Annotated in this window: 19 protein-coding genes; 9 read left to right on the top strand and 10 right to left on the bottom strand. The window is 50.7% G+C overall.

The features are described 5' to 3' along the window. Positions 1 to 131 precede the first annotated feature (131 nt). Positions 132 to 515: a VOC family protein gene (locus GK091_RS10505; protein WP_164037092.1), complete on the top strand. Its 384-nt coding sequence runs from the start codon at positions 132 to 134 to the stop codon at positions 513 to 515. A 54-nt stretch (positions 516 to 569) separates the two neighbouring features. Here GK091_RS10505 and GK091_RS10500 read toward each other — a convergent pair whose 3' ends face one another. Next, positions 570 to 1,778, bottom strand: a complete 1,209-nt coding sequence (locus tag GK091_RS10500) for an acyl-CoA dehydrogenase family protein (RefSeq protein ID WP_164037090.1) — start codon at positions 1,776 to 1,778, stop codon at positions 570 to 572. Positions 1,779 to 2,006: 228 nt separating this feature from the next. Here GK091_RS10500 and GK091_RS10495 point away from each other — a divergent pair, with 228 nt between their 5' ends. From GK091_RS10495 to GK091_RS10480, 4 genes are all read left to right on the top strand, one after another. Next, positions 2,007 to 3,629, top strand: coding sequence for an NAD(P)/FAD-dependent oxidoreductase (locus tag GK091_RS10495; RefSeq protein WP_164037088.1), 1,623 nt, complete (start codon positions 2,007 to 2,009; stop codon positions 3,627 to 3,629). A 79-nt stretch (positions 3,630 to 3,708) separates the two neighbouring features. Beyond that, positions 3,709 to 4,338, top strand: a complete 630-nt coding sequence (locus tag GK091_RS10490) for an NUDIX hydrolase (protein ID WP_164040705.1) — start codon at positions 3,709 to 3,711, stop codon at positions 4,336 to 4,338. Positions 4,339 to 4,680: 342 nt separating this feature from the next. After that, complete coding sequence (locus tag GK091_RS10485) at positions 4,681 to 5,829, top strand: efflux RND transporter periplasmic adaptor subunit (RefSeq protein ID WP_164037086.1); 1,149 nt, start codon at positions 4,681 to 4,683, stop codon at positions 5,827 to 5,829. Between the two features lie 66 nt (positions 5,830 to 5,895). Then, positions 5,896 to 9,018, top strand: a complete 3,123-nt coding sequence (locus GK091_RS10480; protein ID WP_164037084.1) for an efflux RND transporter permease subunit — start codon at positions 5,896 to 5,898, stop codon at positions 9,016 to 9,018. An 87-nt stretch (positions 9,019 to 9,105) separates the two neighbouring features. On the opposite strand, the gene GK091_RS10475 is transcribed toward GK091_RS10480, so the two are convergent. Beyond that, positions 9,106 to 9,858, bottom strand: coding sequence for an SGNH/GDSL hydrolase family protein (locus tag GK091_RS10475; RefSeq protein ID WP_164037082.1), 753 nt, complete (start codon positions 9,856 to 9,858; stop codon positions 9,106 to 9,108). A gap of 172 nt (positions 9,859 to 10,030) precedes the next feature. Between GK091_RS10475 and GK091_RS10470 the strand changes: the two genes are divergently transcribed. After that, the gene (locus GK091_RS10470; RefSeq protein WP_164037080.1) at positions 10,031 to 10,639 is read left to right on the top strand and encodes an RNA polymerase sigma factor; all 609 of its coding nucleotides are present in this window, start codon (positions 10,031 to 10,033) and stop codon (positions 10,637 to 10,639) included. Then, positions 10,629 to 12,410, top strand: a complete 1,782-nt coding sequence (locus GK091_RS10465) for a hypothetical protein (RefSeq protein ID WP_164037078.1) — start codon at positions 10,629 to 10,631, stop codon at positions 12,408 to 12,410. The genes GK091_RS10470 and GK091_RS10465 overlap by 11 nt, the downstream gene beginning before the upstream one ends. 136 nt (positions 12,411 to 12,546) lie before the next feature. Here GK091_RS10465 and GK091_RS10460 read toward each other — a convergent pair whose 3' ends face one another. Both GK091_RS10460 and GK091_RS10455 read right to left on the bottom strand, forming a co-directional pair. Further along, positions 12,547 to 13,863 (bottom strand): PQQ-dependent sugar dehydrogenase, encoded by a 1,317-nt coding sequence (locus GK091_RS10460; protein WP_164037076.1) that lies wholly within the window; start codon positions 13,861 to 13,863, stop codon positions 12,547 to 12,549. A 236-nt stretch (positions 13,864 to 14,099) separates the two neighbouring features. Then, positions 14,100 to 14,528 (bottom strand): GNAT family N-acetyltransferase, encoded by a 429-nt coding sequence (locus GK091_RS10455; RefSeq protein WP_164040703.1) that lies wholly within the window; start codon positions 14,526 to 14,528, stop codon positions 14,100 to 14,102. Between the two features lie 590 nt (positions 14,529 to 15,118). Between GK091_RS10455 and GK091_RS10450 the strand changes: the two genes are divergently transcribed. Continuing rightward, the gene (locus GK091_RS10450) at positions 15,119 to 15,532 is read left to right on the top strand and encodes a response regulator (protein ID WP_164037073.1); all 414 of its coding nucleotides are present in this window, start codon (positions 15,119 to 15,121) and stop codon (positions 15,530 to 15,532) included. Positions 15,533 to 15,751: 219 nt separating this feature from the next. On the opposite strand, the gene GK091_RS10445 is transcribed toward GK091_RS10450, so the two are convergent. From GK091_RS10445 to GK091_RS10435, 3 genes are all read right to left on the bottom strand, one after another. Next, the gene (locus tag GK091_RS10445) at positions 15,752 to 17,086 is read right to left on the bottom strand and encodes an ammonium transporter (protein WP_164037071.1); all 1,335 of its coding nucleotides are present in this window, start codon (positions 17,084 to 17,086) and stop codon (positions 15,752 to 15,754) included. A 62-nt stretch (positions 17,087 to 17,148) separates the two neighbouring features. Then, on the bottom strand, positions 17,149 to 18,330 hold the full coding sequence (locus tag GK091_RS10440) for a porin (protein ID WP_164037069.1): 1,182 nt from the start codon (positions 18,328 to 18,330) through the stop codon (positions 17,149 to 17,151). A 332-nt stretch (positions 18,331 to 18,662) separates the two neighbouring features. Beyond that, entirely contained in the window at positions 18,663 to 19,013 is a 351-nt protein-coding gene (locus tag GK091_RS10435) for a 4Fe-4S dicluster domain-containing protein (RefSeq protein ID WP_164037066.1), read from the bottom strand. 134 nt (positions 19,014 to 19,147) lie between these two features. On the opposite strand from GK091_RS10435, the gene GK091_RS10430 reads away from it, so the two are divergent. Further along, on the top strand, positions 19,148 to 20,185 hold the full coding sequence (locus GK091_RS10430) for an acyl-CoA reductase (RefSeq protein ID WP_164037064.1): 1,038 nt from the start codon (positions 19,148 to 19,150) through the stop codon (positions 20,183 to 20,185). Positions 20,186 to 20,330: 145 nt separating this feature from the next. On the opposite strand, the gene GK091_RS10425 is transcribed toward GK091_RS10430, so the two are convergent. The 3 genes from GK091_RS10425 to GK091_RS10415 form a co-directional block, all read right to left on the bottom strand. After that, the gene (locus GK091_RS10425) at positions 20,331 to 22,043 is read right to left on the bottom strand and encodes a hypothetical protein (RefSeq protein ID WP_164037062.1); all 1,713 of its coding nucleotides are present in this window, start codon (positions 22,041 to 22,043) and stop codon (positions 20,331 to 20,333) included. Positions 22,044 to 22,158: 115 nt separating this feature from the next. Continuing rightward, positions 22,159 to 24,267, bottom strand: a complete 2,109-nt coding sequence (gene recG / locus GK091_RS10420; protein WP_164037060.1) for an ATP-dependent DNA helicase RecG — start codon at positions 24,265 to 24,267, stop codon at positions 22,159 to 22,161. A 173-nt stretch (positions 24,268 to 24,440) separates the two neighbouring features. Continuing rightward, positions 24,441 to 25,865: a DUF5723 family protein gene (locus tag GK091_RS10415; RefSeq protein ID WP_164037055.1), complete on the bottom strand. Its 1,425-nt coding sequence runs from the start codon at positions 25,863 to 25,865 to the stop codon at positions 24,441 to 24,443. Positions 25,866 to 25,947: the final 82 nt, after the last annotated feature.

Genomic DNA, 25,947 nt, shown 5'->3' with positions numbered 1-25,947 from the left:
TGACATACCGCTGTCAGTAACCTGTTTTTCCTTTGTGCTGAAGTTAGTTACGACAGGGCTTATCCAGCGTGTCCTGGTACTTTACGTTCGGATCGGCACTATGTGCTCCAATCCGCTAAACCAACTATCCCATGAAACTAAATGCAGGAATTGTCACGACCAAACTTTCCGAAACCAGGCAGTTTTATCAGGACGTGCTACACTTCGGGATCACCTTCGAGAATGAGTTTTTTCTCCTGCTGCACACCCCCAATCAGCAGGCAGAGCTTAGTTTTCTACTGCCTGATCATCCAACGCAGCAGGCCTTGTTTCAACCCGCATTCGAAGGGACGGGTGTTTTTCTGACAATTGAACTGGAAAACGTGGACGACGAATATGCCCGGCTCAAAGCGTTGGGAATTCCGATTGCCATCGACATTCGGGACGAGCCCTGGGGCGATCGTCATTTCGCCATTGTAGATCCGAATGGCATCGGCATCGATTTAGTTACTTACGCCCCACCGTCGGAAGCCTAAAAAGCCAACGCCCGCCAGATTGATCTGGCGGGCGTTGCTGGACTAATCACATCCCTATTTATAAGCCGGAATACCGGTGATTTCAGCACCCAGAATCAGCAGGTGGATATCGTGCGTGCCTTCGTAGGTACTAACCGATTCAAGATTCATCAGATGGCGCATGATCGGATAGTCGCCGGATATGCCCATAGCACCGAGTATCTGTCGAGCCTCACGCGCAATTGTCAAGGCGATTTCGATGTTGTTCCGTTTAGCCAGCGAAATCTGCGCGGTCGTTGCTTTATCTTCATTTTTCAGCATGCCAAGTCGCCAGCAAAGCAGTTGTGCCTGCGTGATTGCCGTCAGCATCTCGGCCAGTTTTTTCTGTACCAGCTGAAAACTGGCGATCGGTTTGTTGAACTGAACCCGCTCCATCGCGTAACGACGGGCGACTTCGTAACACTCCATAGCCGCCCCGAGCGCACCCCACGCAATCCCGTAACGGGCCTGATCGAGACATTTGATGGCACTCTTCAGGCCAAACGCTTCAGGAAGCATGTTTTCTTTCGGTACGCGCACATCCTGAAAGACCAATTCGCCGGTACTACTGGCCCTCAGCGACCATTTGTTGGTGATTTCGTTGGTCGTGAACCCTTCCATGCCGCGCTCCACAATCAGTCCCCGAACCTTACCCTGATCATTCTTGGCCCACACAATGGCGATATCGGCGATGGGCGCGTTCGTAATCCATAGCTTCGACCCATTGAGCAGGTAGTAATCACTACGTTCGATGAAATTCGTTTCCATTCCCCCCGGATCAGAGCCGTGGTTGGGCTCGGTCAAGCCAAAGCAGCCAAGCATTTCGCCTTTGGCTAGTTGAGGCAGGTACTTTTTCTTCTGCTCCTCCGACCCAAACGTAAAAATTGGGTACATGACCAGCGAGTTCTGGACCGACACGCACGAGCGCATCCCCGAATCACCCCGCTCGATCTCCTGCAACATCAGGCCATACGAAATCTGATCTAGTCCACCGCCCCCCAACTCCGTTGGAATCGTAGCACCGAATGCACCGATTTTACCAAATTTCTGAACGAGATGGCCGGGAAATTCAGCCCGCTGGGCATACTCTTCGACGATGGGCGTAATTTCACGTTTAACAAAATCGCGCACTGCCGAACGAACAAGCTTGTGTTCGGCCATGAGTAGGTCGTCAAGACAGTAGAAATCGGGCGACTCAAACAGGTCTACCTTATTTCGGGGTGGCATCAGGGTTGTGGCTTGCATAGTACATCAACTCGAAAAGGTACAGCTTGTTGGCAAGATTGTCTTTTTTCCCCAATTTGCCGATAGTAAAGTTGGATAAGTACAAACTGGCTCCAAACCGGGTCAACTTCGTCGTTACTGACCAGTCATCGCGAACGCAAATCCGGGTCTGCCTGTTACTCAACAGGCAATCTATTTTCTTGTACTTTTGTGAACCATTTGCTGGATAAAAACCAGCCCTTGTACCGCATGATTCACCAACTTTCATTAACCCTGACGCCTGAACACGCCTACGAAGAAGTAGCTTTCCGGGAACAGGTTTTACGATCTCTTCAACTTCCTGCCGACAGTCCGGTCGTTGTTCGTAAACGGCGGCAATCAATCGACGCGCGAGGACGGCAGATTCGTGTCCACGTCGATACGGACGTGTTTGTCAGTGAAACCCCTCCCCCACTGGTTCGGTACACGAAACCACAAAATAAAGTCGGCGGCCCGTCGCACGGTGGTCCGTCGCACAGAAATGGTCAGCAGGCCATTGTTGTCGGCGCGGGGCCGGCGGGTTTATTTGCCGCACTACGACTGATCGAGTTAGGCATCAAGCCCATTGTGGTTGAGCGAGGCAGCGATGTTCGGATGCGTCGGCGCGATCTGGCAGCCATCAATAAAGAGCACATCGTCAATCCAGAGTCGAATTATTGCTTTGGCGAAGGGGGCGCGGGGACGTATTCCGACGGCAAATTGTATACGCGCTCAACTAAGCGGGGTGATGTGCGCCGGATTCTGGAAATTTTTGTCGCCCATGGGGCTACCGAAGAAATTCTGGTCGATGCCCACCCGCACATCGGCACTAATAAACTCCCCAATGTCGTCGCCGATCTGCGGGAAAGTATCCTGAATGCGGGCGGAGAAGTTCGTTTCAACACGAAAGTAACCGACCTCATTTTGACGAATAACGAGTTAAGGGGCGTTGTGACCGCATCGGGCGAAGAACTGACGGGCATTGGTGTCATTCTGGCAACGGGCCACTCGGCACGCGACATTTTTTACCTGTTGCAAAAAAGAAATGTCCTGATCGAAGCGAAAGCTTTTGCGATGGGCGTGCGCATTGAGCATCAGCAAAGTCTGATCGATCAGTTCCAGTATCACCGGCCTGATCGGGGTGATTACTTACCGGCGGCTTCGTATAGTTTGGTCACCCAAACACGTTTCAATGGGGTAGAACGGGGCGTTTTTTCGTTTTGTATGTGTCCGGGCGGTTTTATCGTTCCTGCCGCTACCGCTCCCGGTGAGTTGGTCGTCAATGGTATGTCGCCCTCACGCCGGGACTCGAAATATGCCAATTCAGGACTGGTCGTGGCGATTACTGACCACGATTTGAAGCCTTATATTGGTGAAGGTCCGTTGGCTGGTTTAGCGTTGCAGCAAGATCTGGAACGGTGGGCCTGTCGCATGGGAAGTACTGGCAGCGACCAGCCATCCCAAACGGCACCAGCCCAGCTCGTTGCCGATTTTGTGGATGGCCGGGTCTCGACTGCGCTGTTGCCAACGTCCTACCAACCGGGTCTCGCATCAGTCGATATGGCCGAGGTGTTACCTGATCACATCGCACAGCCACTACGGCAGGGTCTGCTGGATTTTGGCCGGAAGATGCGTGGTTACTTGAGCAACGATGGCCAGATTATTGGTGTCGAAAGTCGTACATCATCGCCCGTTCGGATTCCCCGCGATCGCGACACGTGTGAGCATGTCGAACTTCGGCGGTTATTTCCGTGTGGCGAAGGGGCCGGTTACGCGGGTGGTATTGTTTCGGCTGCAATGGACGGCGAACGCTGTGCCGAGCAGCTTGTGCAGTTATATAAAAAGGGTTTGTAATTGGTGGATGATAGCTGTGGTCAGGTTTCGATACTTGATCCTACCGCACACACCATGAGCACAAACGATGAACTTAACCATGATCGACACTTCGTTCCACAGCTTCACGGAAGACCTTCACCAGCGGTTGCAAAAGCCGTTACCCGGTGAAATGGCCCATAAGAAAATGGCATCGGCGGCTCGTTACCGGCTGGGTATCAAACCGAACGAACGAACGCGACGAAGTGCAGTGCTGATTTGCTTTTATCCCTATCAGGACTCGATCTATCTACCGTTGATTCTTCGTCCTCAGTACGACGGCGTTCACGCAGGGCAGATGGCGTTTCCGGGTGGACGCATGGAACGGTTCGACGAGAACCTGACCCGAACGGCTTTGCGCGAAGCTCAGGAAGAGGTAGGAATTCGGGTAACGGACGTGAAAGTACTGGGCTTATTGACGGAGTTATTTATTCCGCCGAGCAATTTTTATGTTCAGCCCGTCGTCGGCATGTTACCCTATCGACCGGATTATTACCCGGACCCGCACGAAGTTGAAGCAGTTGTTGAAGTTGATCTGGAAACGCTTCTGGACGAAACCATTGTCGGCGATAGTCAGATCGAAGTGCGGGGCGTTGTTGTCGATGCGCCTTTCTATCAGATTCAGGGTCATCGGGTGTGGGGCGCTACCGCCATGATGATCAGTGAATTGCTGATGGTGATGGATGCGTGATCGTAGCCAACAAATTTATCGTTTCCCTGCGGCTCATTTTTTTGAGTAATTCCTGAATAGTACTGAGTAGTTGGCTCTCGTAAAATAAAAAAACAGTACGCCCTTAACACTCACAGAAAGAAGCGTATTCAGCCTGTCTATTCATTCACAAATTCATAAGCATTTATACGAGTCCTACGCTCAGCAGGAGCCGAATAAAGGTGCGAACTGGTCAGGAAAAATCGCTCATTTACAGGCTTCTGACGGTTGATATAGTCGCCAACATTGATAGCTTTGTAGTTTGTAACAAATGCGGCTTTACTACCGTTAGAAATTAAGTTCCTTATTGCAAACTATTACTCCGTGAAAAGATGGATTGCTATCGGTCTCGTCGTTCTTGTACTCGGCGGGATAATCGTGTATAATAAAGTGTTACACCCGGCTCCCGGAGCCAATGCTGCTGCACCTGGTGGCGACGGCGGTAAGGGTGGAGCGGGCAAAGGTGGTTCGGGCGGAAAAGGAGGGGCTGGAGGTGGTCCCACACCCAGCGTCAATGGCTTTGTTGTCGTTTTGAAAAACCTGAAAGAAGATGTTGTTTCCAGTGGCTCGCTGCTGGCGGCCGAACAGGTTGACATCTACCCCGAAATTTCGGCTCGTATCACGCAACTGAACATTCGCGAAGGACAGCCTGTTAAAAAAGGTGATTTGCTGGTTAAGCTCTTCGACGCTGATCTGCGGGCGCAATTGCTGAAACTTCAGGCACAGGCCGACAACGCCCGGCGTACCGAAGAGCGGAACAAACAGCTGCTCGAACGGGGCGGTATCAGCCAGCAGGAATACGATATTGTCACAACAAATCTGCGGTCGTCACTGGCCGATATTGAGCTCGTAAGAGCCAATTTGCAGCGTACGGAAATAAGAGCACCTTTTTCGGGTGTAATTGGCTTACGGAATGTCAGTTCGGGTGCGGTTGTCTCGCCCAACACGCTGATCGCCCGCCTGCAACAAATATCATCCCTTAAGCTCGACTTCTCGATTCCCGAAAAATACGGACAATCGGTGCATGCGGGCAGCACGATTTCGTTCCAAGTCGATGGCAGTGAACAACCTAGTCAGGGCGTAGTTTATGCCATTGAACCGGGAGTGGAAGAACAGACCCGCAATCTGCGCATACGGGCAAAAGTGAATAATACGACCGCCAAGTTCCGACCCGGCACGTTTGCCCGCGTAACGTTGACGATCCAGAACGAACGCAGTTTAGTGGTTCCAACGCAGGCCGTTATTCCGCAGACCCGTACGAATCAGGTTATACTGGTCAAGAACGGGAAAGCACAGTTCAAAGACGTTACAACCGGCATTCGAACGGCGGGAACCATTCAGATTCTGTCGGGCGTACAGGCAGGCGATACGGTTGCTACTACCGGTTTGCTGTTCCTTAAACAGGACGCTCCCGTTAAGATTGGCCGTGTGGTATCGTTGACGGGAAACAATCCCAAAGTGGCGAGTAATTGATAGCGTGCACACACCATTTGCTACCGTAGGCTAACCGACAACCGCAAACCAACAAACTCAACAACAATGAGTCTTCCCGAATTAAGTCTGAACCGACCGGTATTTGCGATGGTCATGTCCATCGTCATTGTGTTGTTCGGTATCATCGGCTTCACCTTTCTCGGTGTTCGCGAATACCCGGCTATTGACCCGCCGGTTATTTCCGTCCGTACCAACTATACCGGAGCTAACCCAGACATTGTTGAATCGCAGATTACGGAGCCCATCGAAAAATCGCTGAACAGCATCGAGGGTATTCGCACGATCTCATCGAACAGTGCCCTGGGAGCCAGCACGATCACGGTTGAGTTTAATCTGGATGCCAATCTGGAACAGGCCGCCAACGACGTGCGTGACAAGGTGGCCCAGGCACAACGCCAGCTCCCGCAGGATATCGATGCGCCCCCGGTTGTGACAAAAGCCGATGCAAACTCGGATCCGATCATTTTCATGACCGTTCAGAGCACGAATCGAAATCCGACACAATTATCCGATTATGCGGAGAACGTGCTTCAGGAGCGGTTGCAGACCATCCCCGGCGTTAGTCAGGCTAACATTTATGGATTGAAGCGCCAGGCGATGCGACTCTGGATTGATCCCATCAAGTTGTCGGCTTACCGGCTCACGACGCAGGATATTCAGACCGCATTGACAGCACAGAACGTTGAGCTTCCGGGGGGGAAAGTGTACGGAAATAATACGGAGCTTACGGTGAAAGCCGTGGGTCGCCTGACAACAGAAGCGGACTTCAATAACCTTATTCTGCGGCAGACCGCCAATCAGATCATCCGGTTCAAAGACATTGGCTATGCCGTGTTAGGGGCCGAAAATGAAGAAACCATTTCGAAGCAAAATGGCGCCGTTGGTGTTATTCTGGTCCTAATTCCACAACCGGGTGCTAACTACGTCAGCATTGCCGATGAGTTCTACAAGCGATTCGACCAACTCAAAAAAGATCTACCCAGCGACATCATCGTCAGCATTGGTATCGACCGGAGTACATTTATCCGGCGGGCTATCGAAGAAGTAGGCGAAACACTGCTTATCTCGTTCGTACTGGTTGTACTGGTCATTTATTTCTTCTTCCGTGACTGGCTCATCGCATTCCGACCCCTGATTGACATTCCGGTATCGCTGATTGGAGCGTTTTTCATCATGTACGTGGCCGATTTCAGTATTAACGTACTGACCTTGCTTGGTATCGTACTGGCAACGGGACTGGTGGTGGATGATGGTATTGTTGTCACGGAGAACATCTTCAAGAAAATTGAGGACGGGATGGACACCGAACAGGCGGCTAAAGAAGGATCAAACGAGATTTTCTTCGCCGTTCTGGCCACTTCGATTACGCTGGCGATTGTGTTCCTGCCCATTATCTTCTTACAGGGTTTCGTTGGACGCTTGTTTCGCGAGTTCGGTATTGTCGTTGCGGGTGCCGTCTTGATTTCTGCGTTCGTTTCGCTGACACTCACTCCGGTATTGAGCGTAAAGCTAACCAGCAAGAATCATGGGAAAGGATCGTGGTTTTACAAGAAAACCGAACCGTTCTTTCAGTGGCTTGATAAATCGTACCGCGACTCCCTGACCGGTTTTATGCGTCGGCGCGGTTGGGCCTTCGCGATGATTGGCGTTTGTGCCGCGATCATTTTCGGTGTCGGCTCATTGCTCAAATCAGAACTGGCCCCGCTCGAAGACCGTGGTCGCACCCGTATTTCGATTACCTCGCCCGAAGGGACAAGTTATGAATCGCAGGCCGCCACTACCGACCGCGTGATGCAGCTTGTGCTCGACTCCATTCCCGAAACAAGGTTGGCGTTTAGTGTGGTAGCTCCAGGGTTTTCGGGGGCGGGAGCGGTGAACTCGTCGTTCGTTATGATCAACATGGTTGAGCCTTCGGAGCGCAAACGCTCGCAACAGGACATTGTTGATTATCTGACCAAAAACCTCCGGAAGTTTAATGAGGCCCGGATGTTTGCCACACAGGATCAAACCATTCAGGTGGGTCGGGGCGGTGGCTTACCGGTTCAGTTCGTCATTCAGAATCTGAACTTCGAAAAGCTGCGCGAAAAACTACCGAAATTCCTTGACGAAGTTCAGAAAGATCCGACGTTCCAGAATAACGACGTCGATTTGAAATTTAACAAGCCAGAACTGAATATCAGCATCGACCGCGAAAAAGCTACCAACCTTGGCGTTTCTGTGCAGGACGTTGCGCAAACGCTGCAACTGGCGCTCAGTAACCGACGGCTTGCTTACTTCCTGATGAACGGCAAGCAGTATCAGGTTATTGGTCAGGTTGACCGCAAAGACCGCGACGAACCCGTCGATCTGGCTTCCTTCTACGTACGTACGAACCAAGGTCAGTTGATCCAGCTGGACAATCTGGTGAAGTTCCAGGAGGTCAGTAGTCCACCGCAGGTTTACCACTATAACCGCTTTAAATCGGCAACGGTATCGGCTAGTTTGGCACCGGGAAAAACCATCGGCGATGGCGTAACCGCCATGAATGCCATTGCTGAACGGACACTTGATCAGACGTTCCAAACGGCTTTGTCCGGTCCCTCGCGCGACTACGCCGAAAGCTCATCCAACACGTTGTTTGCCTTCGGTCTGGCACTGATTCTCGTATATCTGGTTCTCGCAGCTCAGTTCGATTCGTTCATCGATCCGTTTATCATCATGATTACGGTTCCGCTGGCGCTGGCGGGTGCTGTTTTCTCGCTTTGGATGTTCAATCAGACGTTGAATATTTTCAGCCAGATCGGGATCATCATGCTGGTTGGACTGGTGACGAAGAACGGGATTCTGATCGTTGAGTTTGCGAACGAACAGCGGTTAACGGGTAAGAACAAATTTGAAGCGGCCACCGAGTCAGCGGCTTTGCGACTGCGGCCAATTCTGATGACCACACTCGTTGCTGCCTTTGGTGCACTGCCGCTTGCCCTTGCCCTTGGATCTGCGTCAAAAAGCCGAATTCCGCTGGGTATCGTGATTGTGGGTGGTCTTATGTTTTCGCTTGTGCTTACGCTTTATGTCGTTCCAGTCATTTATACGTACATGAGCCGTCGAAAAGATGTAGAGAAAGTCCCCAAATCGGACGGTCATGTTACAGGCGACACGACCAAGCCCGAAACGATGGAAGTCGTCTAGGTGTGCGCTGGTATTCATCGCAAAAATCCCCGGACAGCTAGTCTGCCGGGGATTTTCATTTTTAATCATAGGTTAGGTAAAATCAATCTAACTCCGTCGGATGGAGTGAATAGCCACGATGGTTGGTGCCGCCAGGTAAAAATCGAACAACGCGCGGCCAACAAGTTCATGTCCGATCGCATTGAGGTGACCGGAATCATTGGTTAGAAAATACTCATCTCGGGGCTTGACAACCGCATCGGAATCGAACACGCTGAATGCTTGCCGAACCTCCGATCGCATGAACAAGGAACGACCTTGCTGCCGCAACCACTGGTGAACCGGTTCGCGGTGAGGAAATGGGCTGAGCAATATAACCTTATGTCGGTGCGGCTTTAAAACGGTCAGTACGTTGGTCAACTCCCGCTGAACAATGCGTTGACGGGGTAACTTTCCGAGTGCAGTCAAGCCTTTTAACAGCATGAATTGACCTATTTTCACTACGTGGTCCAGTATACCGTCTGATCTCACTTTTTTTGTTACCTGTAAACAATCCGGCAAAATTAAGTCGCCAGATAAGTCCGGCAGCGTGTCATTATCCGGCGCAAACAGGGCTCCAAGCCCGGCGGGATGATCCAGACAGCCCTGCCCTGCCTGTACTAAAATCAGATCGTAACGTTCCAGTGGCAAGTGTGCCAACGTGGCCTGAACAGCTGATAATGTCGACTGGACATACGCTTCTACAGAAACGGCCCGACCAGTCTCATTAATCTGCCGGATAAAGTGCCCAATAAAACTAATTTGCCCGGCAGTCAAGCCGTATCCGCCAACATGGCGGTCGCCAATTATCAGTATCTTCATTGGATGAAGTAGCACTCAGGTGCCTTTTCTTATCCATACGCCTGCCCTCAGGTAAGCGTGGCAGTATAAACAAAAAAAAACTGATAAAATGAGACAACCCGGCTGCAACGAATCCTATACCTTATGCGTATTAATACGTATATGCGGATACTCATCTTAACCGGAACGAACGTTGTTTTTCAAGAAATCGTCCTCGTTTGCCGAGCATGACCTTATCAGTGTCATTCAGGCTTGCCGTGCCAGCGATCCCCGGGCGCAGCGAACGCTTTTTAAGCAGTTTTTTGGGTATGCAAAGAGTATCTGTCTACGCTACACCTCAAGCCGCGAAGAAGCTGAAGATGTATTGAATGAGGGCTTCCTGAAAGTCTTTCAGCACCTGGACCGCTTCGACGAAACGCAGCCATTCAAGGCGTGGCTACGAACGATTCTGGTCAATACGGCCATTAGCCATTACCGGCGGAACCATCAACTGGATCAACACACCAATCTGGAATCAGGCGAACAGGTTGCGGTTGATGACGACATTGTTGATCAGATTGCTGCGGACGAAATTCTGGCTCTGGTTCAAAAATTAACACCCACCTACCGAACGGTGTTTATGATGCATGTTGTTGATGGCTATAGTCTGCACGAAATTGCGGGGTTGCTATCGTACAACGAAGCCACTGTACGCTCTAATTATGCACGTGCCCGCCAGAAACTTCAGCAGATGATTCGGCAGGCTTATCCATTCCACGCTAAATCTGGTCCCACGACCCCAATGCCCTATCATGAAAACTGATCGATTTGCCGATATTATCAGGCGAAAGCTGGATAGCATCCGACCCGACTTCTCGGAACGAGACTGGGTGCGGATGCAGGCGACCCTGAAACAGGCTGGGCCCAATCCGAACATGCCCACGCCTGCCGCTCACCCATTTGCTGGTCAATTTGCCCGTTATGCTGTTGCTGGCGCTATTGGCACAGCCATTTTCTTAACCACCTCTATCTGGCAGCACTATGAATTAAACCGTCTACATCAAACGCTTGACCAAGTAACGCAAAAAGTAAACCAGCGTACCGCAACGGATTCTGTCGCAGCCACTACCCAAACGGCAAATCGACCGTCAGGTGCCGCCAGTTCCGAATCCGTGGTCCATGCCGAATTACCGCAAAATAGTCTGACGCGGCCCGATAAGGCTACGCCTACCGAACAAAGATCGTCTGTGGCCGTGGAAACAAAGCGAGATACGATCTACATTGATCGCTACGTAACCGTTCCTGCTCCGGCAACACGTCCTCGTGGAACGGATGCACAACCAGCCAGTCAGTACGAACGTGCCATTAGGGGCAACCGAACGGCACAGGCTGACATTTCGGCAACACCAGCGCGGCCCGAAAATTCGGCACAGAACCGAATGCGTGACCAGACGGGTAAAAGCGTTTCGGGATCTGGATCGCCGTCCCCTGCATCGACTGTCGCCCAACAGCCTTATGAAGGCGTTGTGTCCGAAAAGCTGGCGGATGATGGGACCAAAACAAGCCGACAAACGAACGATCGGGGCCGGGTTACTGATACCTACGCCGTTACTGAATCGACGGGGAAACTGACGCACAACGGTGTTTCAACTGCTGCGCCGACGGAGCAGACGACCCATCGAAACGTGTCAGGCGCAGAAGCGGCAGGACAAGCGACGAACCGGGGTTCATCGGGCGGAAACGAGGCCAATGCCCTTACACCGGACAACCGGATAGCGCAAACGCAGCCGCTAGCATCGGCGGTGCCGCCCGTTACTGGTTCAGGGGAAGCCGCACAATCTGTTGCACAGTACGAATCGTTATCGCCTTTACCAATGCAGACCAGCACTATTCATTGGAATGAGTTGATGGCCCAACGCGCTAAACGTATGATGCGTCCGGCCCGGACAACGGTGGTAAGTGGTGTGGCGTCGGCAGCACCGGCTATTCAGCGGGTTCAACCAACCCCGATGCGTTTCAGAGTAGGCGTTGGCGCTGATATTGATTCCCGGATACGAAGTGTCGGGGTTTATTCAGAGCTGTTGGTGTTGAAGCACTGGAGTCTGGGCGTTGGTTTGAGTCAGGCCAGATTTGCAACAAACTCGTTTCCCGGCCCGCCCGATTTTAATAAGAACAATCCGCAGGATTTTCGTAAACAATACGCTCGTGGTAATGACCCTCGGCTGGCGATCTTCAATATTCAACAGTACTCGACGCGCATCCAGTTACCAATTAACCTGGGTTATCGAATTCCTTTGTCTGACTCATGGACGCTACAGCCTACGGTCGGTACCAGTTTGAATCTGCAAAATCGGCAGTACATAAGCTTCTATCAAGAGCTACCCTATCGGATGGGCTTCGAGGAGCTGACGGCTAACAGTATTCGACCAGTAGATTTGTTCAACAATATGACATTCGGTGCTAATGTCGAATGGCAACGCAAGCATTGGGTTGCGCAGGCAGGCCCCTTGGTTACCGCACCGATTCAGGAGGACCCTGGCTGTCAGCAAAACATCACGGTGGGTCTGCGAGCCAGAGTGCTCTATCAGTTTTAAAGGAGCTACTACATTGTTGTAAGGCGGGTTTCCACCCGCCCTACAGCTAGTCCATAAAAAAATCCGTAGCATAGGGAGCTCGAAAGAGAGGCCCTTGTGCTACGGATTTTTTTATGGACTAGCGTACTACGCCAGCTTATTTACTGGCAACTATACGCCATATCCGACCAGCGGCATCGTCGGCAACCAGCAACGCACCGTCAGGTAAAACCGATACGCCTACCGGTCTGCCATGAACGTCTTTGTCTGTTCCCTGTGCGACGAATCCGGTTAGAAAATCCTCTGGTTTACCCGGTTTCCCATCGGCAAATGGCACAAAGACAACTTTGTAACCTGAAAACGATGACCGGTTCCAGGAGCCATGCTGTCCGATGAACGCCCCATTCCGGTATTTTTCCGGAAACGCCGTCTGATCGTAAAAAGCCAGACCCAGTGAAGCCGTATGGGCACCAAGTGGCACGTCGGGCACAAGCGATTTTTTCACCAGATCAGGGCGTTCTCCTTTCCGACGTGGATCTTCGTTCTGACCGTAATACGAATAAGGCCATCCGTAAAAGGCACCTTCTTTCACGCTCGTCAGGTAGTCAGGAACCAACTCGTCGCCCAGTTCATCACGTTCATTGACCGCCGTATAAAGGATATTTTTGCCAGGCTCCCAATCCATACCCACCGGATTCCGTAAGCCACTGGCATAGACTCGCTCACCGGTCCCATCGGGGTTTATCTCCAGAATATTAGCCCGTCGGACTTCATTTTCGATTCCATTCTCACCCACATTACTTCCAGATCCCACGGAGATGTAAATCTTCTTTCCGTCGGGGCTGGCCAGCAAATTACGTGTCCAGTGATTGTTATAGCCACCAGCGGGCAGACTCAGGATTTTCTTGCCGGCTGCGGTCATTTTGGTCTGGCCAGCTTTATAAGGATATTGCCACAAACCGTCGGTGTTCGCTACATAAAAGCTGTTTCCCAGAACCAGCGTTCCAAACGGCTGGTTCAGTCCTGCCAGAAACGTTTCTTTGACATCGGGCTTACCATCGTTGTTGGTATCGCGGAAGATCGTGATCCGGTTGGCACTTGCCTCTGACCGTTCCGATTTGCTTTGCCCCGTTACCACATTTTTTACAGCCTGCTTTGCGCCTTTCCGCTCCGTATTGGCTTCCGTAACGAAAATATCGCCATTGGGTGCTACGTAGATCCAACGTGGACTCGCCATATCGCGGGCGAATTCGGTTACCGTAAATCCGGCTGGAGCCTGTGGCGTTTTGCCAGCCGGCCAACCAACCACATTGCTGAAATGCAGCGCCGATTTGGTCTCGTAGGGAGGGGGTAAAGTGAGGGTTGTGTCAGCAGTAGCCACCTCTGTAGCAGTTGCACCACTTTCTTTTTTTTGACTGCAAGCCGACAGGGCAGCTATTGCAGCCGTCGCCAGAATCAGTGATTTCGTTTTCATCGTTGAGAATTAATAAGCATACCTGGCCATGAAACATCGATTCATTTCGCCATAATGTGCTTACTAAACTCATCCGTGAATCGTTTGGTTATAGATTATCGTTCTTTGCCATAAGTTCTTCCTCTGGCTGACAAGGGGTCAAGCTGATTACGGCTTTCGTTATCACATCCCGGGCGAATGTAATTCAATCATCGATCGGCATAAACTCGTTGACTACTCGAAGGGCAACTGATTACTTAAAGCGTAAGCGAGAATTTAGCGTACGGAATCGGCCCTTTGTAAAATACCTCACTGACCGTTTGCATCGCGAACCGACGATAAAAATCGGCCGCATCGAGCCGGGCATCACACCAAAGTGACGCGGCTCCCAGCCGACAGGACTCGTTAATGACATGAGTCAGTAACATCGTTCCTATACCCCGGTGCTGAAAGGCGGGATCGGTAGCAAATTTGCGAAAGCGGGCAGTCGAGCCATCGACGAACAACGAAATAACCGCCACTAATTGCTTGTCCACAAAGGCGCCAAAATGGTAGCCATCCGAATCATTATCGACCTTCACATAATCGAGTGGTTTATCAGGCCACAATACACTGTGTCGCAGTGGGTAGGTTTGCTCATATGCAATTGGCTGGATGGCTACTGAATCAGGTTGTTTTGACTTCATCATTGGCATTAACTAGAACTAGTTACCTAATGTACACTAAAAAACTCAAGAGTTTTACCGGTGAACGGCCAATTAACCCGTATCTCATGCGTGAAAAGTTGACAACTCGCTTACAATGCCTGCTCAATTTTCGTTACTCCGTTCGATTCGTTAGCACGCAGGGTCACGTATACACTCGTTCTTTCAGATTTGAAATAGCGTCTATATCCAAACATTATGCATAATATTGTCGTATGACTGGCAGTTATAACTCTATCACTGAATACGAGCGGACAAGTTGGCCCACGTCTAAACTGGTCGACACGGCTTTTCGCAACTCCATAACCGGCAGTAGGCAACCTTTAGGCCGCTCGTTACTGACGGTCAAGGTATTCACGTAGCTACTCGGCATCAACAGACAAGACACTCAGCTGGTCGGTCGTTCTGGATTCAGGGTAGAAGCCGATTAAGTAAACGATTATCATGCTGAGAGCAAATCCCGTTGACGAGTAACTTGCCGGTATTGATCCGATCCACAAAGTAACTGTACCTATGCTTTAATCCTGATAGCTCGAAACCAGATCAGGGCCTCTTTGTGTTCATCACGCACTATGAAACTTAAGACTACTTATTCCGTTTTCGTCGCTGATGACGATGACGATGACAGACTCTTGATGAAAGTAGCCTTTGACCTGCGCTGCCCGGAAGCCAACATTCGATTCGCCATTGATGGGTTGGATCTACTGGAAGCCCTCAATGATTCACCGGACCGGCCCTGCTTAATTATTCTTGATCTGAACATGCCGCGTCTGAACGGTCTTGAGTCACTGCAAATCTTACGGAATACGCCTGTTTATATTCATACCCCGATTATCGTGTTTTCTACATCGGATAATGACCAGGATAAGGCAGAAGCATACGCGAAAGGAGCCAATGAGTATATAGTCAAACCCGTCGACATGCATGCACTAGCCGAGTTGGTTAACAAGCTGAAGGAGGACTGGAATTTAGAGACGTGTAATTAAGACTCGGTAAACTCTCCACTGTCCGACGCATAACTGACTGGTCCAGCACATGCTGGAAAAGCTAAAAGTAGCCTTGGTTGAGCCAGTTGACGTACACAGCATCCGGTAAAAGCAGGAAACCGCCCCCAAGCGGGAGCGGCTCCATGAGTACAACAAAACCACAGTAAAGCTGTCGGACATGAACGCCTGACAGGGCGCCTGTGGCTTTGGTGTTATTTTTTATGCTTCGATCAGATATTCGTCATGCTGACTAACATCAAGGCCTGACTTCTCATCTTCTTCAGATACGCGCAGAGGCAGAATCAGATCGGTGATCTTCAGTAGTAGGTACGACATTGCGAAAGCGAATATCGACACACCAACCAGGGCAATGATATGATTGATGAACAAGGTTGTCTGACCAAATGCCAGGCCCTCATCAACAACGGCAGAGTTTACTCCTTTGCTGGCGAAAATACCCGTCATCAGCATACCAACCATACCGCCAACACCGTGGCAAGGGAAAACGTCGAGCGTATCGTCGAGCGTTGATTTCGTACGCAGGTGAGCAACAAAGTTCGAAACCATTGACGCAACCGTACCGATAAAGATCGAGTTTGGCACCGTTACAAAACCAGCGGCTGGCGTAATGGCAACCAGACCGACAACAGCACCGATACAAAAACCAAGAGCCGATACTTTTTTGCCTTTAGCCGCATCGAACAGCACCCAGGCCAGACCAGCCGCAGCCGCAGCCGTGTTCGTCGTTGCGAAAGCCGAAGCCGCCAGTGGCGTAGCCCCTACCGCTGAACCGGCATTGAAACCGAACCATCCGAACCACAGCAAACCGGTACCTAGCAGCACGAACGGAATGTTGGCTGGTGGGAAGTAGCTCGCTTCAATTTGAGACTTACGACGTTTCAGGTACAGGGCACCCGCCAGCGCAGCCCAGCCAGCAGACATGTGAACAACCGTACCACCCGCAAAATCAAGGACACCTAGTTTGAACAAGAGTCCTTCAGGATGCCAGGTCATGTGTGCCAATGGCGCGTATACCAGCAGACTGAATAGAATCATGAACAGAACGTAAGACCGGAAGTTGATCCGTTCGGCCATCGAACCCGTTACCAGAGCCGGTGTTATAACCGCAAATTTCAATTGGAAGAACGCAAAAACGACTAGGGGAATCGAAGCCGCCAGAGACCAGGGTTTGCCATCCAGTACGCCTTTGAACATGAAGTGATCCATCGGGTTACCAACGAAACCGCCGATTGATGTACCGAAGGCTAAGCTGAAACCGACAACTACCCATAACACACTGATGACGCCCATTGCAATGAAGCTTTGCAGCATGGTCGAAATAACGTTTTTGTTGTTGACCATCCCACCGTAGAAATACGCCAAACCAGGTGTCATCAACAAAACAAGAGCAGTAGCAACCAGCATCCAGGCGGTATCACCAGAATTGATACCTTCCGTTACGATTTGTGTCGGAACGGAATTAAAACCAGGAAGTATACCGAGAATGGCAAAGATTCCCAGCAGAATCAGCGGTACGTAATTGGGCTTTTGCATAATAATTGAGGGGTTTTTGTTGTACTGAGTTATAGATTGGGTTAAGAAACGGGGTTACGTGCTTAGAACTTGAAGATGGCCGCCATGCCAAGCGTCGTTTGCGACTTGCTCAGTGACCCGTCATTCTTCTCGAATTTGTTAGCGCTATAGCCATCGAACCGGAGCTCTGGTTTGAACAGGATATGCCCGTCGGCAGCCGTGATGTTTCCGGTTACCGTAATCGAATTCACGCTGGCACCTGCACCTGATGCATCCGTCAGGGCACGGGCACCGTTCTTGTTGTCGAATGTTTCGTAGCGAACACCCAGACCAAATTTGTCGGTGAACGAATAGTTCGAATAAACGGCGACACCGCCCCAACTCTTCGACGTAGCAGGACCGCCGTAACCCTGATAATCACCCTTTTGCGTTCCCGTAGCCGCATTCAAGCCAAGGTAAAATTTAGGGGTGATCTGGTAGGTGGTAGTCAGGTCAAACAGCGAGTAGTGCGCATCATCCGCCGACACAGCCGGTGTGGTTGTGGTTGCGGGAATTGCGGCCGATGCTTCGTTTGAGACAATTCCATTCAGGTAGACATTCCAGCCAGAAACCGGCGAGAAAAAGAACTGCCCGATCAGGCCCTTCTTTTTATTGTTATCGAACAGATTATCCACGTTGTTCACAACGCCCAACATCAAATAAGCGCGGTCGCTGAACGCATATTGAGCTTTCAGACCGATGTGATAAAAGGGTCCGTTATTGAAGAGGTTAGAGAGCGAATAGTTGAAGTTAACCGGCGCATCAATAACTTCATAACCGATGTGTGTACCGAACTGACCCGCCGTAAACGATAATTTAGGCGTAGCTTTAAAAACAATGTAGGCTTGCTTAATGGCCAGGGCCGTTGATCCGGGCGTTCCTAGCAGACCAACATTGTTACCGTAGTTACCCAGATCGGCAAATGTGCCAAACGTCAGGTCCATTACAGCATCTACTTTATCCGCGGTGTAGGTAGCCTTGGCCTGCACCAGACCAATACCAAACTGACCGGCTTTCTGATCGAACGCCCGTGCATTGCCGGGGCTAGCGCCATTGTTCGTTAATCCCAGGTTAGACTGGCTCTTCGGGTTATTGAAATTACCAATGTAGTAGGTATCCATGTAACCGGAGAAGGTAAATTTTCCAGGAGTCGTACTCGTCGAATCCTGGGCATAGGCACCAATTCCGGCAAACAAAGAAGTAAGAAGTAGAACTGTTTTTTTCATGCTTTTTATTTGGTGGAGTCGTTGTATAAATTGTAGTTTAACCGGGGACAAATTTTATCATATAATTTATTCTACACAAGAGATTTAATTGAACAATTGAGCTATTTAGCAGTTTTTACGCAATTTTGTTCAAATCGTACTACTATTTACATGTAAAGTACTCAAATATCTAACCTCATACGCGATTTTATTATATTCTGTCAATGCTAAAATTAGCCAAATTTTATTTTTTCCCTAATTCTCAAAATATAGCTTTTCTCAGTTTTCTCAAAACGTAAAAAAGCCTGACCGAATCATTCGGTCAGGCTTTTTGCGACTGGTAGTTGTCTTACTTACGCTTCAGCATGAAGCCACGCTTTTTTAGCCAGTAATGTTTCCTCATCTTCCACAACTTCTGGATCGGGCACACAACAGTCTACCGGACAAACAGCGGCACATTGCGGCTCTTCATGAAAGCCCATACACTCCGTGCATTTGTCGCTCACGATGTAATAAAATTCATTCGAGACGGGCGATTGTGGGGCTTTGCCGCTGATAACCGTACCATCGCCAAAATCGACTTCGGTCAGTTCGGTTCCACCACTCCAAGTCCACTCAACACCGCCCTCATAGATGGCAGTGTTCGGGCATTCGGGTTCGCAGGCACCACAGTTGATGCACTCGTCAGTGATCATGATTGCCATGAGCAGTACAGATTTATAGACGATAAATTTTTATCTTCCTGAATAGAACAACAAATATAACTATTTAAAGGTTAGAGGCAAACTAAAATTTAATTACATTAGTTGATGGTGTATTCCATTTGTTTATTTACTTCATGCTTCAATCAGAACGCCTGCAAACGTTCGTGGCCCTAGGAGACTACTTACGCGCTCCCGAAGCCCAGTCCGAATTAGCCGAAGTGGCGCAACGGGCCTATTATAAGAATAACTGGTTTACGCCTGCCAACACCTTAAATGCCCTCAGCGCTATCGCGGACGAATTTCTGACAGCCGATAAACTCGCTGCCTGGCTAAGTAAGTATCCCGCCGAGCCAACTACTGTTCCCCGTTCCGTTGGCGTCGTTATGGCTGGTAACATTCCAGCCGTCGGATTCCACGATCTGCTCTGTGTGCTTCTAAGCGGTCATAAATTATTAGCGAAGCTTAGCACGCAAGATTTTGTACTAATTCACTATTTAATACAAAAAATAAAAGAGATCAATCCGAATTTTGCGGATCTGATCGAGGAAGCCGACCGGTTAAATGCCGCTGACGCGTACATCGCTACCGGCAGCAACAACACGGCTCGTTATTTCAACTACTATTTTGCAAAAAAACCAAGCATCATTCGCCGGAACCGAACCTCTGTCGGACTGCTGATGGGCGAGGAAAAGGACGATGAATTCCTGAAACTCGACCACGATATTTCGGACTATTACGGGTTGGGTTGCCGAAATGTATCAACCCTATTAGTCCCCGACGAATACGATTTCATTCCCCTATTGCGGGCTTTGGAACCGCAGGTTAAGCTCTACCTGAACAATCATAAGTACCAGAATAATTACGATTACAATAAGTCGATTTACCTGATCAATGCGGTTCCGCATCTCGATAATGGCTATCTGCTGGTGACGGAAAATGATGCACTGGTGTCGCCGATTTCAGTGCTGTACTTCCAGACGTACCGTACGCTTGCCGATGCAACGGCCTGGCTTAACGAACGTGCCGATCAGATTCAGGTCGTGGCTTCAGCCCAAGACTGGCTGTCCGGTCATGTAACTCTACCAACGGTTGCCTTCGGTCAAACGCAGCATCCCGGACTAAGCGATTACGCCGATGGTGTCGATACAATGGCCTTTTTGAGCCAATTGTAGAGACCGGTTGGAATGCCGCATCACCGCAGGTGCGGCAATCCCCTGCGTCTCCTACGCGTCAGCAATCTTCTTCAACAGCTCTTTTGTTCGATAATTGCTGACGCACTCGAGACGCAGTTCTTGCGTCTCTACACCCGTAAACAGATCAATAGCGCCAGCTTTTGAGGTCGGCGCCCTTCGGAGCCGATATTTCGATGCGCTTCATAATCTTGTCGATGTACATCGTATTATACCGGAGCCGGGTTATGTAATTAGGCTGCGTTGGATCGCCGTTCCAGCAATGTTCAGCCCGGTCACCGTAAGCTACCTCACTACTAGCCGACGGATTTTGAACAGTTTTCAGAAAATCCTCCATCAGATAGACGGCATTGTTGAGGTAGTAGTTATCCATGTCACCACAGTAGATGTGAATTTTACCCGCGACTTTAGGGCCAAGCGTTTTCCAGTCACGCCGAAGAATATGCAGCAGATCGTAGTGGTCGCGCCAATAGGTGGCAACGGCGGGATCAATTTCGCCCGTGAGTTTATTCCAGATCCGTTTTGGGTAGCCATCCGCGCCTACCGGTGAGTAGACCGCTTCCCAAATGTCGAACTGATCGCCGGATCGGGAATGCGTGCCAAGTGCCAGTTCGCGGTGGTTAGTCTCTTCGACGGTACATTTCACCTGACCGAGGTAATTGCGCTGGCCGGGACGGGGAGTCCGGCGAAACGGCCCCTCTGCGTAATAGGCATTTTTGTCTTTGTACAGATTGAAAACAGTATACGCGTCGAACGCAATCGGGTCAGGGCAAGCGGCAAAACAACCATTGAACTCATCGGGATAGAATACCTGCGCGGCCAGGGCTTCCCATCCGCCCGTCGATCCACCGTATGTAAATCGTGCCCATCCCTGTCCGATTCCCCGGAACTGTTTTTCAATTTCGGGCAGCAGCTCGTACATGATCGCATCGCCGTACGGACCCAGGTTTTCGGAATTGACCGCGTACGAGTCGTCATAGTATGGGTTCGCGTGCTGAATTTCGACGATCAGCATCCGTGGGAAATTTTTGCTCGTCCACTTTTCGTAAAAATCGTATGCTTCCTGCGCTACCTGTTTTTTGTACCCGTATATGTGAAACCGTTCGATGTAGTCGGTCGTGTCCATAGTAGCCGGTGGGGGCGTTTCACTAAAGCCGGAGAAATCGTCGGGAAAGTGGCCGTGAAAAATGCAGAGTGGATAACGGGCTTCGGGGTGTTCGGCAAATCCCGCCGGAAGTAGCACGTGAGCCCCCAGATACATGGGTCGCCCCCAGAATTCGGTTAGTCGCTTACTCTGAATCTTGATGTGTTTGATGAACTTAGTGTCTTTGGGCTCCTCAATGGGCGGGTTCACCTGATCGAGTACGACCGCAACCGATTGCTTCGAACCTGCTTTCAGGCTAATCTTCAACGGCTTGCTATAAAGATTGCCGGGTGCTGTTCGCCAGTTCTGCCCTTCTCCCCGATCCATTGGCAATTTAACCGTATGCCCGTCTTTGCGCTTGAATGTCTCGTACTTGTGCAGAACAGCCTGCACGTAATACTCGCCCGGTGCCAGATCCTTCAAACTACGTTTTGGGTAACCAAACACATCGGCACCGAAGTCGACAACCTGATTTGGCTTTATTCCGTCGGCATCTTTGCCGAAAAGTTGGGCCGTTTCAACAGCATCGCTCACCTGAGACCGGGGCTCCGAGGTATTACTTTTGGCGAGGATGAGCAGTACCCGGCCGTCGAGTGGCGTTTTGCTCTGCGATGCCGGAAACGAAACGGTGAAGGTTGTCTGAGCATGGGCTATACGGAAAAATAAACCCAGTATGAGGAGTAGCGGGTATCGCATGAAGCAGATCAGGTTGATTGACAGTCGGAAGATACAGCCTCAGCCGTAAAATGCAAGCCGTGATCATTGTAAGGCTCAGCCAATTACTCCACCGGGGGCCAGATGATCAGCAACTTTAACTGATCCGACCCCAGTTGCTATCCGTTTTCTTCAACCCATCGACGTGATTTCGGATCGGTGCGTGTTGGGGCAACACGAGTTCGGGGTCTTCAGCCAAAATGGCCTGTGCCGACTCACGGGCAGCCGTCAGGATGGCACCATCTTTTGCCAGGTCAGCAATCATCAGGTCCATAACGCCACTTTGCTGCGTACCACTCAAATCGCCGGGGCCACGCAGTTGCAGGTCCACATCGGCAATCTCGAAACCATTATTCGTGCGAACCATCGTTTCGAGTCGGGTACGCGTATCGCTGCTGAGTTTGTAGCCGGTCATCATGATACAATACGACTGTTCGGCCCCCCGCCCAACGCGCCCACGGAGCTGGTGCAACTGCGACAGGCCGAATCGCTCGGCACTTTCAATAACCATCACGCTGGCATTTGGTACGTTCACGCCCACCTCAATAACCGTGGTGGCTACCATAATCTGCGTTTCGTGCCGGATAAACCGCTGCATTTCGTCGTCCTTTTCGTAGGCCAGCATTTTTCCATGCAGTATACCGATCTCGTATTTAGGTCTTGGAAAGGCCCGCTGCATACTCTCGAACCCATCCATCAGGTCCTTGTAATCGAGCTTTTCTGACTCTTCGATCAAGGGGTAGACGACGTACACCTGCCGTCCCAGTTCGATTTGCTGGCGCATAAAACCAAACACTTCCGCGCGGTGCTTATCGTATTTGTGAACGGTTTTGATCGGCTTCCGGCCTTTCGGGAGTTCATCAATAACCGACACATCGAGATTTCCGTACAGTGTCATCGCCAGCGTACGGGGTATGGGCGTAGCCGTCATGACCAGAATGTGCGGAGGTACCGTTTCGTTTTTCCGCCAGAGTTTGGCGCGTTGCGCGACCCCAAACCGGTGTTGCTCGTCAATGATGCACAGGCCGAGATTCTTATACTGCACGACGTCTTCCAGCAACGCGTGGGTTCCGACAAGAATGTGCATTTTACCGGCCTGCAACTCTTCGTGCAGTACAACCCGCCGTTTTTTATTGGTCGATCCGGTCAAAATACCGAGACTCAGGCCCATGGCATCGGCAAACGGCTTGAGCCCATTGTAGTGCTGATCGGCCAGAATTTCGGTTGGTGCCATGATACAAGCCTGAGCACCATTGCCAACCGCCATCAGGCAGGCAATGAACGCAACGATCGTTTTACCGCTGCCCACATCGCCTTGTAATAGCCGGTTCATTTGCCGTCCGGTCAGCAGATCGGCGTAAATTTCTTTGATAACACGCTGCTGGGCACCGGTCAGTTCAAACGGTAACAGGTCCGTGTAAAAATGCTTCATCAGCGTCGTATCCCGGAACACCTGACCCGGAAATTCTTCTTTCTGAATCAGCTTGTTCTTGATCAGCCGCAGTTGATTGTAGAACAACTCCTCGAATTTCAATCGGCGTTGTGCCTGTTTCAGCCAGCCCTGATTTTGGGGAAGATGGATATTCCACATTGCGTCACGCTTACCCACAAGCCGGTACTGCTGAATCAGCGAATCGGGCAAGGTTTCGTGAATATGCGGCCAAGCCTGTTCGAGCAGAATCCGCATGACTTTGCCGATCACCTTACTATCGAGGTGTCGCTTGCGCAGCTTTTCGGTCAGGTTGTAGACCGGCAGGAACCCCAATTCCTGTTCGGAAACCGTGTTCGTGTTTTCCAGTTCCGGATGGACGATACTAAACTGACCGTTGAAGGACTGAGGCTTCCCATAGGCAATATACTCGCCATCGCGCCGGAGTATTTTTTCGATATACGTAACGCCCTGAAACCAGACAAGGCTCATGGAGCCGGTTCCGTCGGTAAAGGTGGCAACCAGTCGTTTCTTAGGCCCCTCCCCTTCCATACACCAGTCGCGGAGCCGCCCCCGAATCTGCGCCGATGGCATCGAATCCATCAACTCACTTATGGTGTAATAACGCGTCCGGTCGTCATACCGAAACGGATAATACTGAATCAGGTCACCCAGGGTGAACAGATTCAGTTCCTTGTTGAGAAGCTCCGTACGCTGTGGCCCTAGCCCTTTGAGGTAGAGAAGTGATGTATCAAAAAACGTGGTTCGTTCGGTCATAGCAGACCCGGTAAATCCCGGTTTAAAAGCAGGATTTGACCAAAATTAAACATTTCTGCTCGAAAAAGAATAGTCGGTACTCCTTGAGAAAGCAGGGAATTAGCCGTACGTATGAGAGTTAGCGCCTACCGGTCAGACCATACACGCAATGGCCTTGTCGATCAATCAATTAGTTACTCCTCATCGGCGCGCCCGATTCCGAAAGCAAAGCCAGCGTAAATATCCAAGCCACGTGCTTTGATTCCGTTACTGACGTTGCCCAGTAAACCCAAAAAATTATCGGTGCCAAGCCAGCCCGGTCCAACCCGGACCGTAGCGCCAGCGGTCAGTCCATGATTGATGTAAACGATTGGCACCGACAGACTCATCCAGCGGGCATCGTAACGTGGGGTCACCGCAACAATAGACGGTTGGTGAGTAGCCAACGCCTGTACGGATCGTACATCCTGCAAATAGGTCAGGTTTACCCCAAACCCACCTGGCGTGTGGTAATCGGCGGTCAGGTTAAGCGACGTGGGCAAGCCTGTTCGGAAGCTGGTGTTATCGGGGCTGCGGCCGGTATTGATCCGATCCTGAATAACCCGCGCAATATCTTCGGGGCCGTTGATACCATTGAAATCACTTCCCCGAAACCGGACTGGATTTTGGCCGATGTCCGTGTACCGGTACTCCTGGCCCGTATACGTTAGCCCCCCTATATCGGTCACGGCCAGCCCCAGCTGTAGGGCAGGACTATCGGAGTCGTATTGACTAATGTACGTCAGGCCAATGTCAGCGCCGAACCCTTTACCAGGTGCTGATGTACTGAACAGCGTCCGGGGATTCAGGCTACGGCCCTGCAAAAAGCTGGTGTAAGCGAGTGTTGCATCCAATCGGTTGACTTCCAGTAGCGCACTATTTGGATTGTTCGGGTCGGGTATGATGCGGTAGTCCATGCCCCGGTTGATCAGGTGCTGCGCATTGTATCCCAGTAAAAACTTAGCCGTAGCGCCCAGCAACAATTTTTGTCCATCGCCTTCCCAGATCGTACCGGCATAGGTCAACCCAAGTTCGGCATACGTATTTGTGCTACCGCTAAACTTGTTGTCGTTGTTCGGAATGCTATACAGTGCCCGATCATTCAGGCTAGCTCTAAACGCCGACAGTAAATCTTCTGACGCGCCAATAACCTGCCCTACTGCCCTAAACCGGGTTGTGACGGCAAAAGCAGCCCGATCGCTCGTTTTTATTAGAAAAGCCGGACCCCGAATCTCGCCCAGAATCGTCCCGTTTTTAGGCGCACCGTCCAGAATTTCTTTCGTGTACGACGCGTCAAAACGCACAGTACCGTCCGAATTCTTGTACTCGGCAGGTACTGTGCCGCTGATCAGGCGAAGTAACGAAAACGGAGCCTGATAACGAACGTAGTTGTTGTTGACGTGGGCTTCGCCCGTTGCCACATTCAGGTAAAACTTGGAAGGCGAGTCGGCGGCTAATGCCGGGTTGATGTAGAGCCGATTGGTGCCACCGTAGCGACTGGTTGAAATGCCTAGGAGATTTTGTGAAAAACTGGCTGTTGTGGCCAGCAGAATTGAAATCAATACAAACGAATACTTCATGCAGTCACGGTTTGAATGGCGGAGTGTGCTGCAAAGTAAACGTCAATTTGCCGCGTGGGTTTACCTGTGCGCTTTTTTTTTT

The sequence above is a fragment of the Spirosoma agri genome (assembly GCF_010747415.1).
In the GTDB taxonomy this organism is placed as follows: Bacteria; Bacteroidota; Bacteroidia; order Cytophagales; family Spirosomataceae; genus Spirosoma; species Spirosoma agri.
This window is presented reverse-complemented; position numbering and strand designations above follow the sequence as displayed.

What these genes read in the sequence shown, in the direction of transcription:
- GK091_RS10505 (WP_164037092.1), top strand. Translation starts at nt 132, where the DNA reads ATGAAACTAAATGCAGGAATTGTCACGACCAAACTTTCCGAAACCAGG.
- GK091_RS10500 (WP_164037090.1), bottom strand. Translation starts at nt 1,778, where the DNA reads ATGCAAGCCACAACCCTGATGCCACCCCGAAATAAGGTAGACCTGTTT.
- GK091_RS10495 (WP_164037088.1), top strand. Translation starts at nt 2,007, where the DNA reads ATGATTCACCAACTTTCATTAACCCTGACGCCTGAACACGCCTACGAA.
- GK091_RS10490 (WP_164040705.1), top strand. Translation starts at nt 3,709, where the DNA reads ATGATCGACACTTCGTTCCACAGCTTCACGGAAGACCTTCACCAGCGG.
- GK091_RS10480 (WP_164037084.1), top strand. Translation starts at nt 5,896, where the DNA reads ATGAGTCTTCCCGAATTAAGTCTGAACCGACCGGTATTTGCGATGGTC.
- GK091_RS10475 (WP_164037082.1), bottom strand. Translation starts at nt 9,858, where the DNA reads ATGAAGATACTGATAATTGGCGACCGCCATGTTGGCGGATACGGCTTG.
- GK091_RS10465 (WP_164037078.1), top strand. Translation starts at nt 10,629, where the DNA reads ATGAAAACTGATCGATTTGCCGATATTATCAGGCGAAAGCTGGATAGC.
- GK091_RS10460 (WP_164037076.1), bottom strand. Translation starts at nt 13,863, where the DNA reads ATGAAAACGAAATCACTGATTCTGGCGACGGCTGCAATAGCTGCCCTG.
- GK091_RS10455 (WP_164040703.1), bottom strand. Translation starts at nt 14,528, where the DNA reads ATGAAGTCAAAACAACCTGATTCAGTAGCCATCCAGCCAATTGCATAT.
- GK091_RS10450 (WP_164037073.1), top strand. Translation starts at nt 15,119, where the DNA reads ATGAAACTTAAGACTACTTATTCCGTTTTCGTCGCTGATGACGATGAC.
- GK091_RS10445 (WP_164037071.1), bottom strand. Translation starts at nt 17,086, where the DNA reads ATGCAAAAGCCCAATTACGTACCGCTGATTCTGCTGGGAATCTTTGCC.
- GK091_RS10440 (WP_164037069.1), bottom strand. Translation starts at nt 18,330, where the DNA reads ATGAAAAAAACAGTTCTACTTCTTACTTCTTTGTTTGCCGGAATTGGT.
- GK091_RS10435 (WP_164037066.1), bottom strand. Translation starts at nt 19,013, where the DNA reads ATGGCAATCATGATCACTGACGAGTGCATCAACTGTGGTGCCTGCGAA.
- GK091_RS10430 (WP_164037064.1), top strand. Translation starts at nt 19,148, where the DNA reads ATGCTTCAATCAGAACGCCTGCAAACGTTCGTGGCCCTAGGAGACTAC.
- GK091_RS10425 (WP_164037062.1), bottom strand. Translation starts at nt 22,043, where the DNA reads ATGCGATACCCGCTACTCCTCATACTGGGTTTATTTTTCCGTATAGCC.
- recG (WP_164037060.1), bottom strand. Translation starts at nt 24,267, where the DNA reads ATGACCGAACGAACCACGTTTTTTGATACATCACTTCTCTACCTCAAA.
- GK091_RS10415 (WP_164037055.1), bottom strand. Translation starts at nt 25,865, where the DNA reads ATGAAGTATTCGTTTGTATTGATTTCAATTCTGCTGGCCACAACAGCC.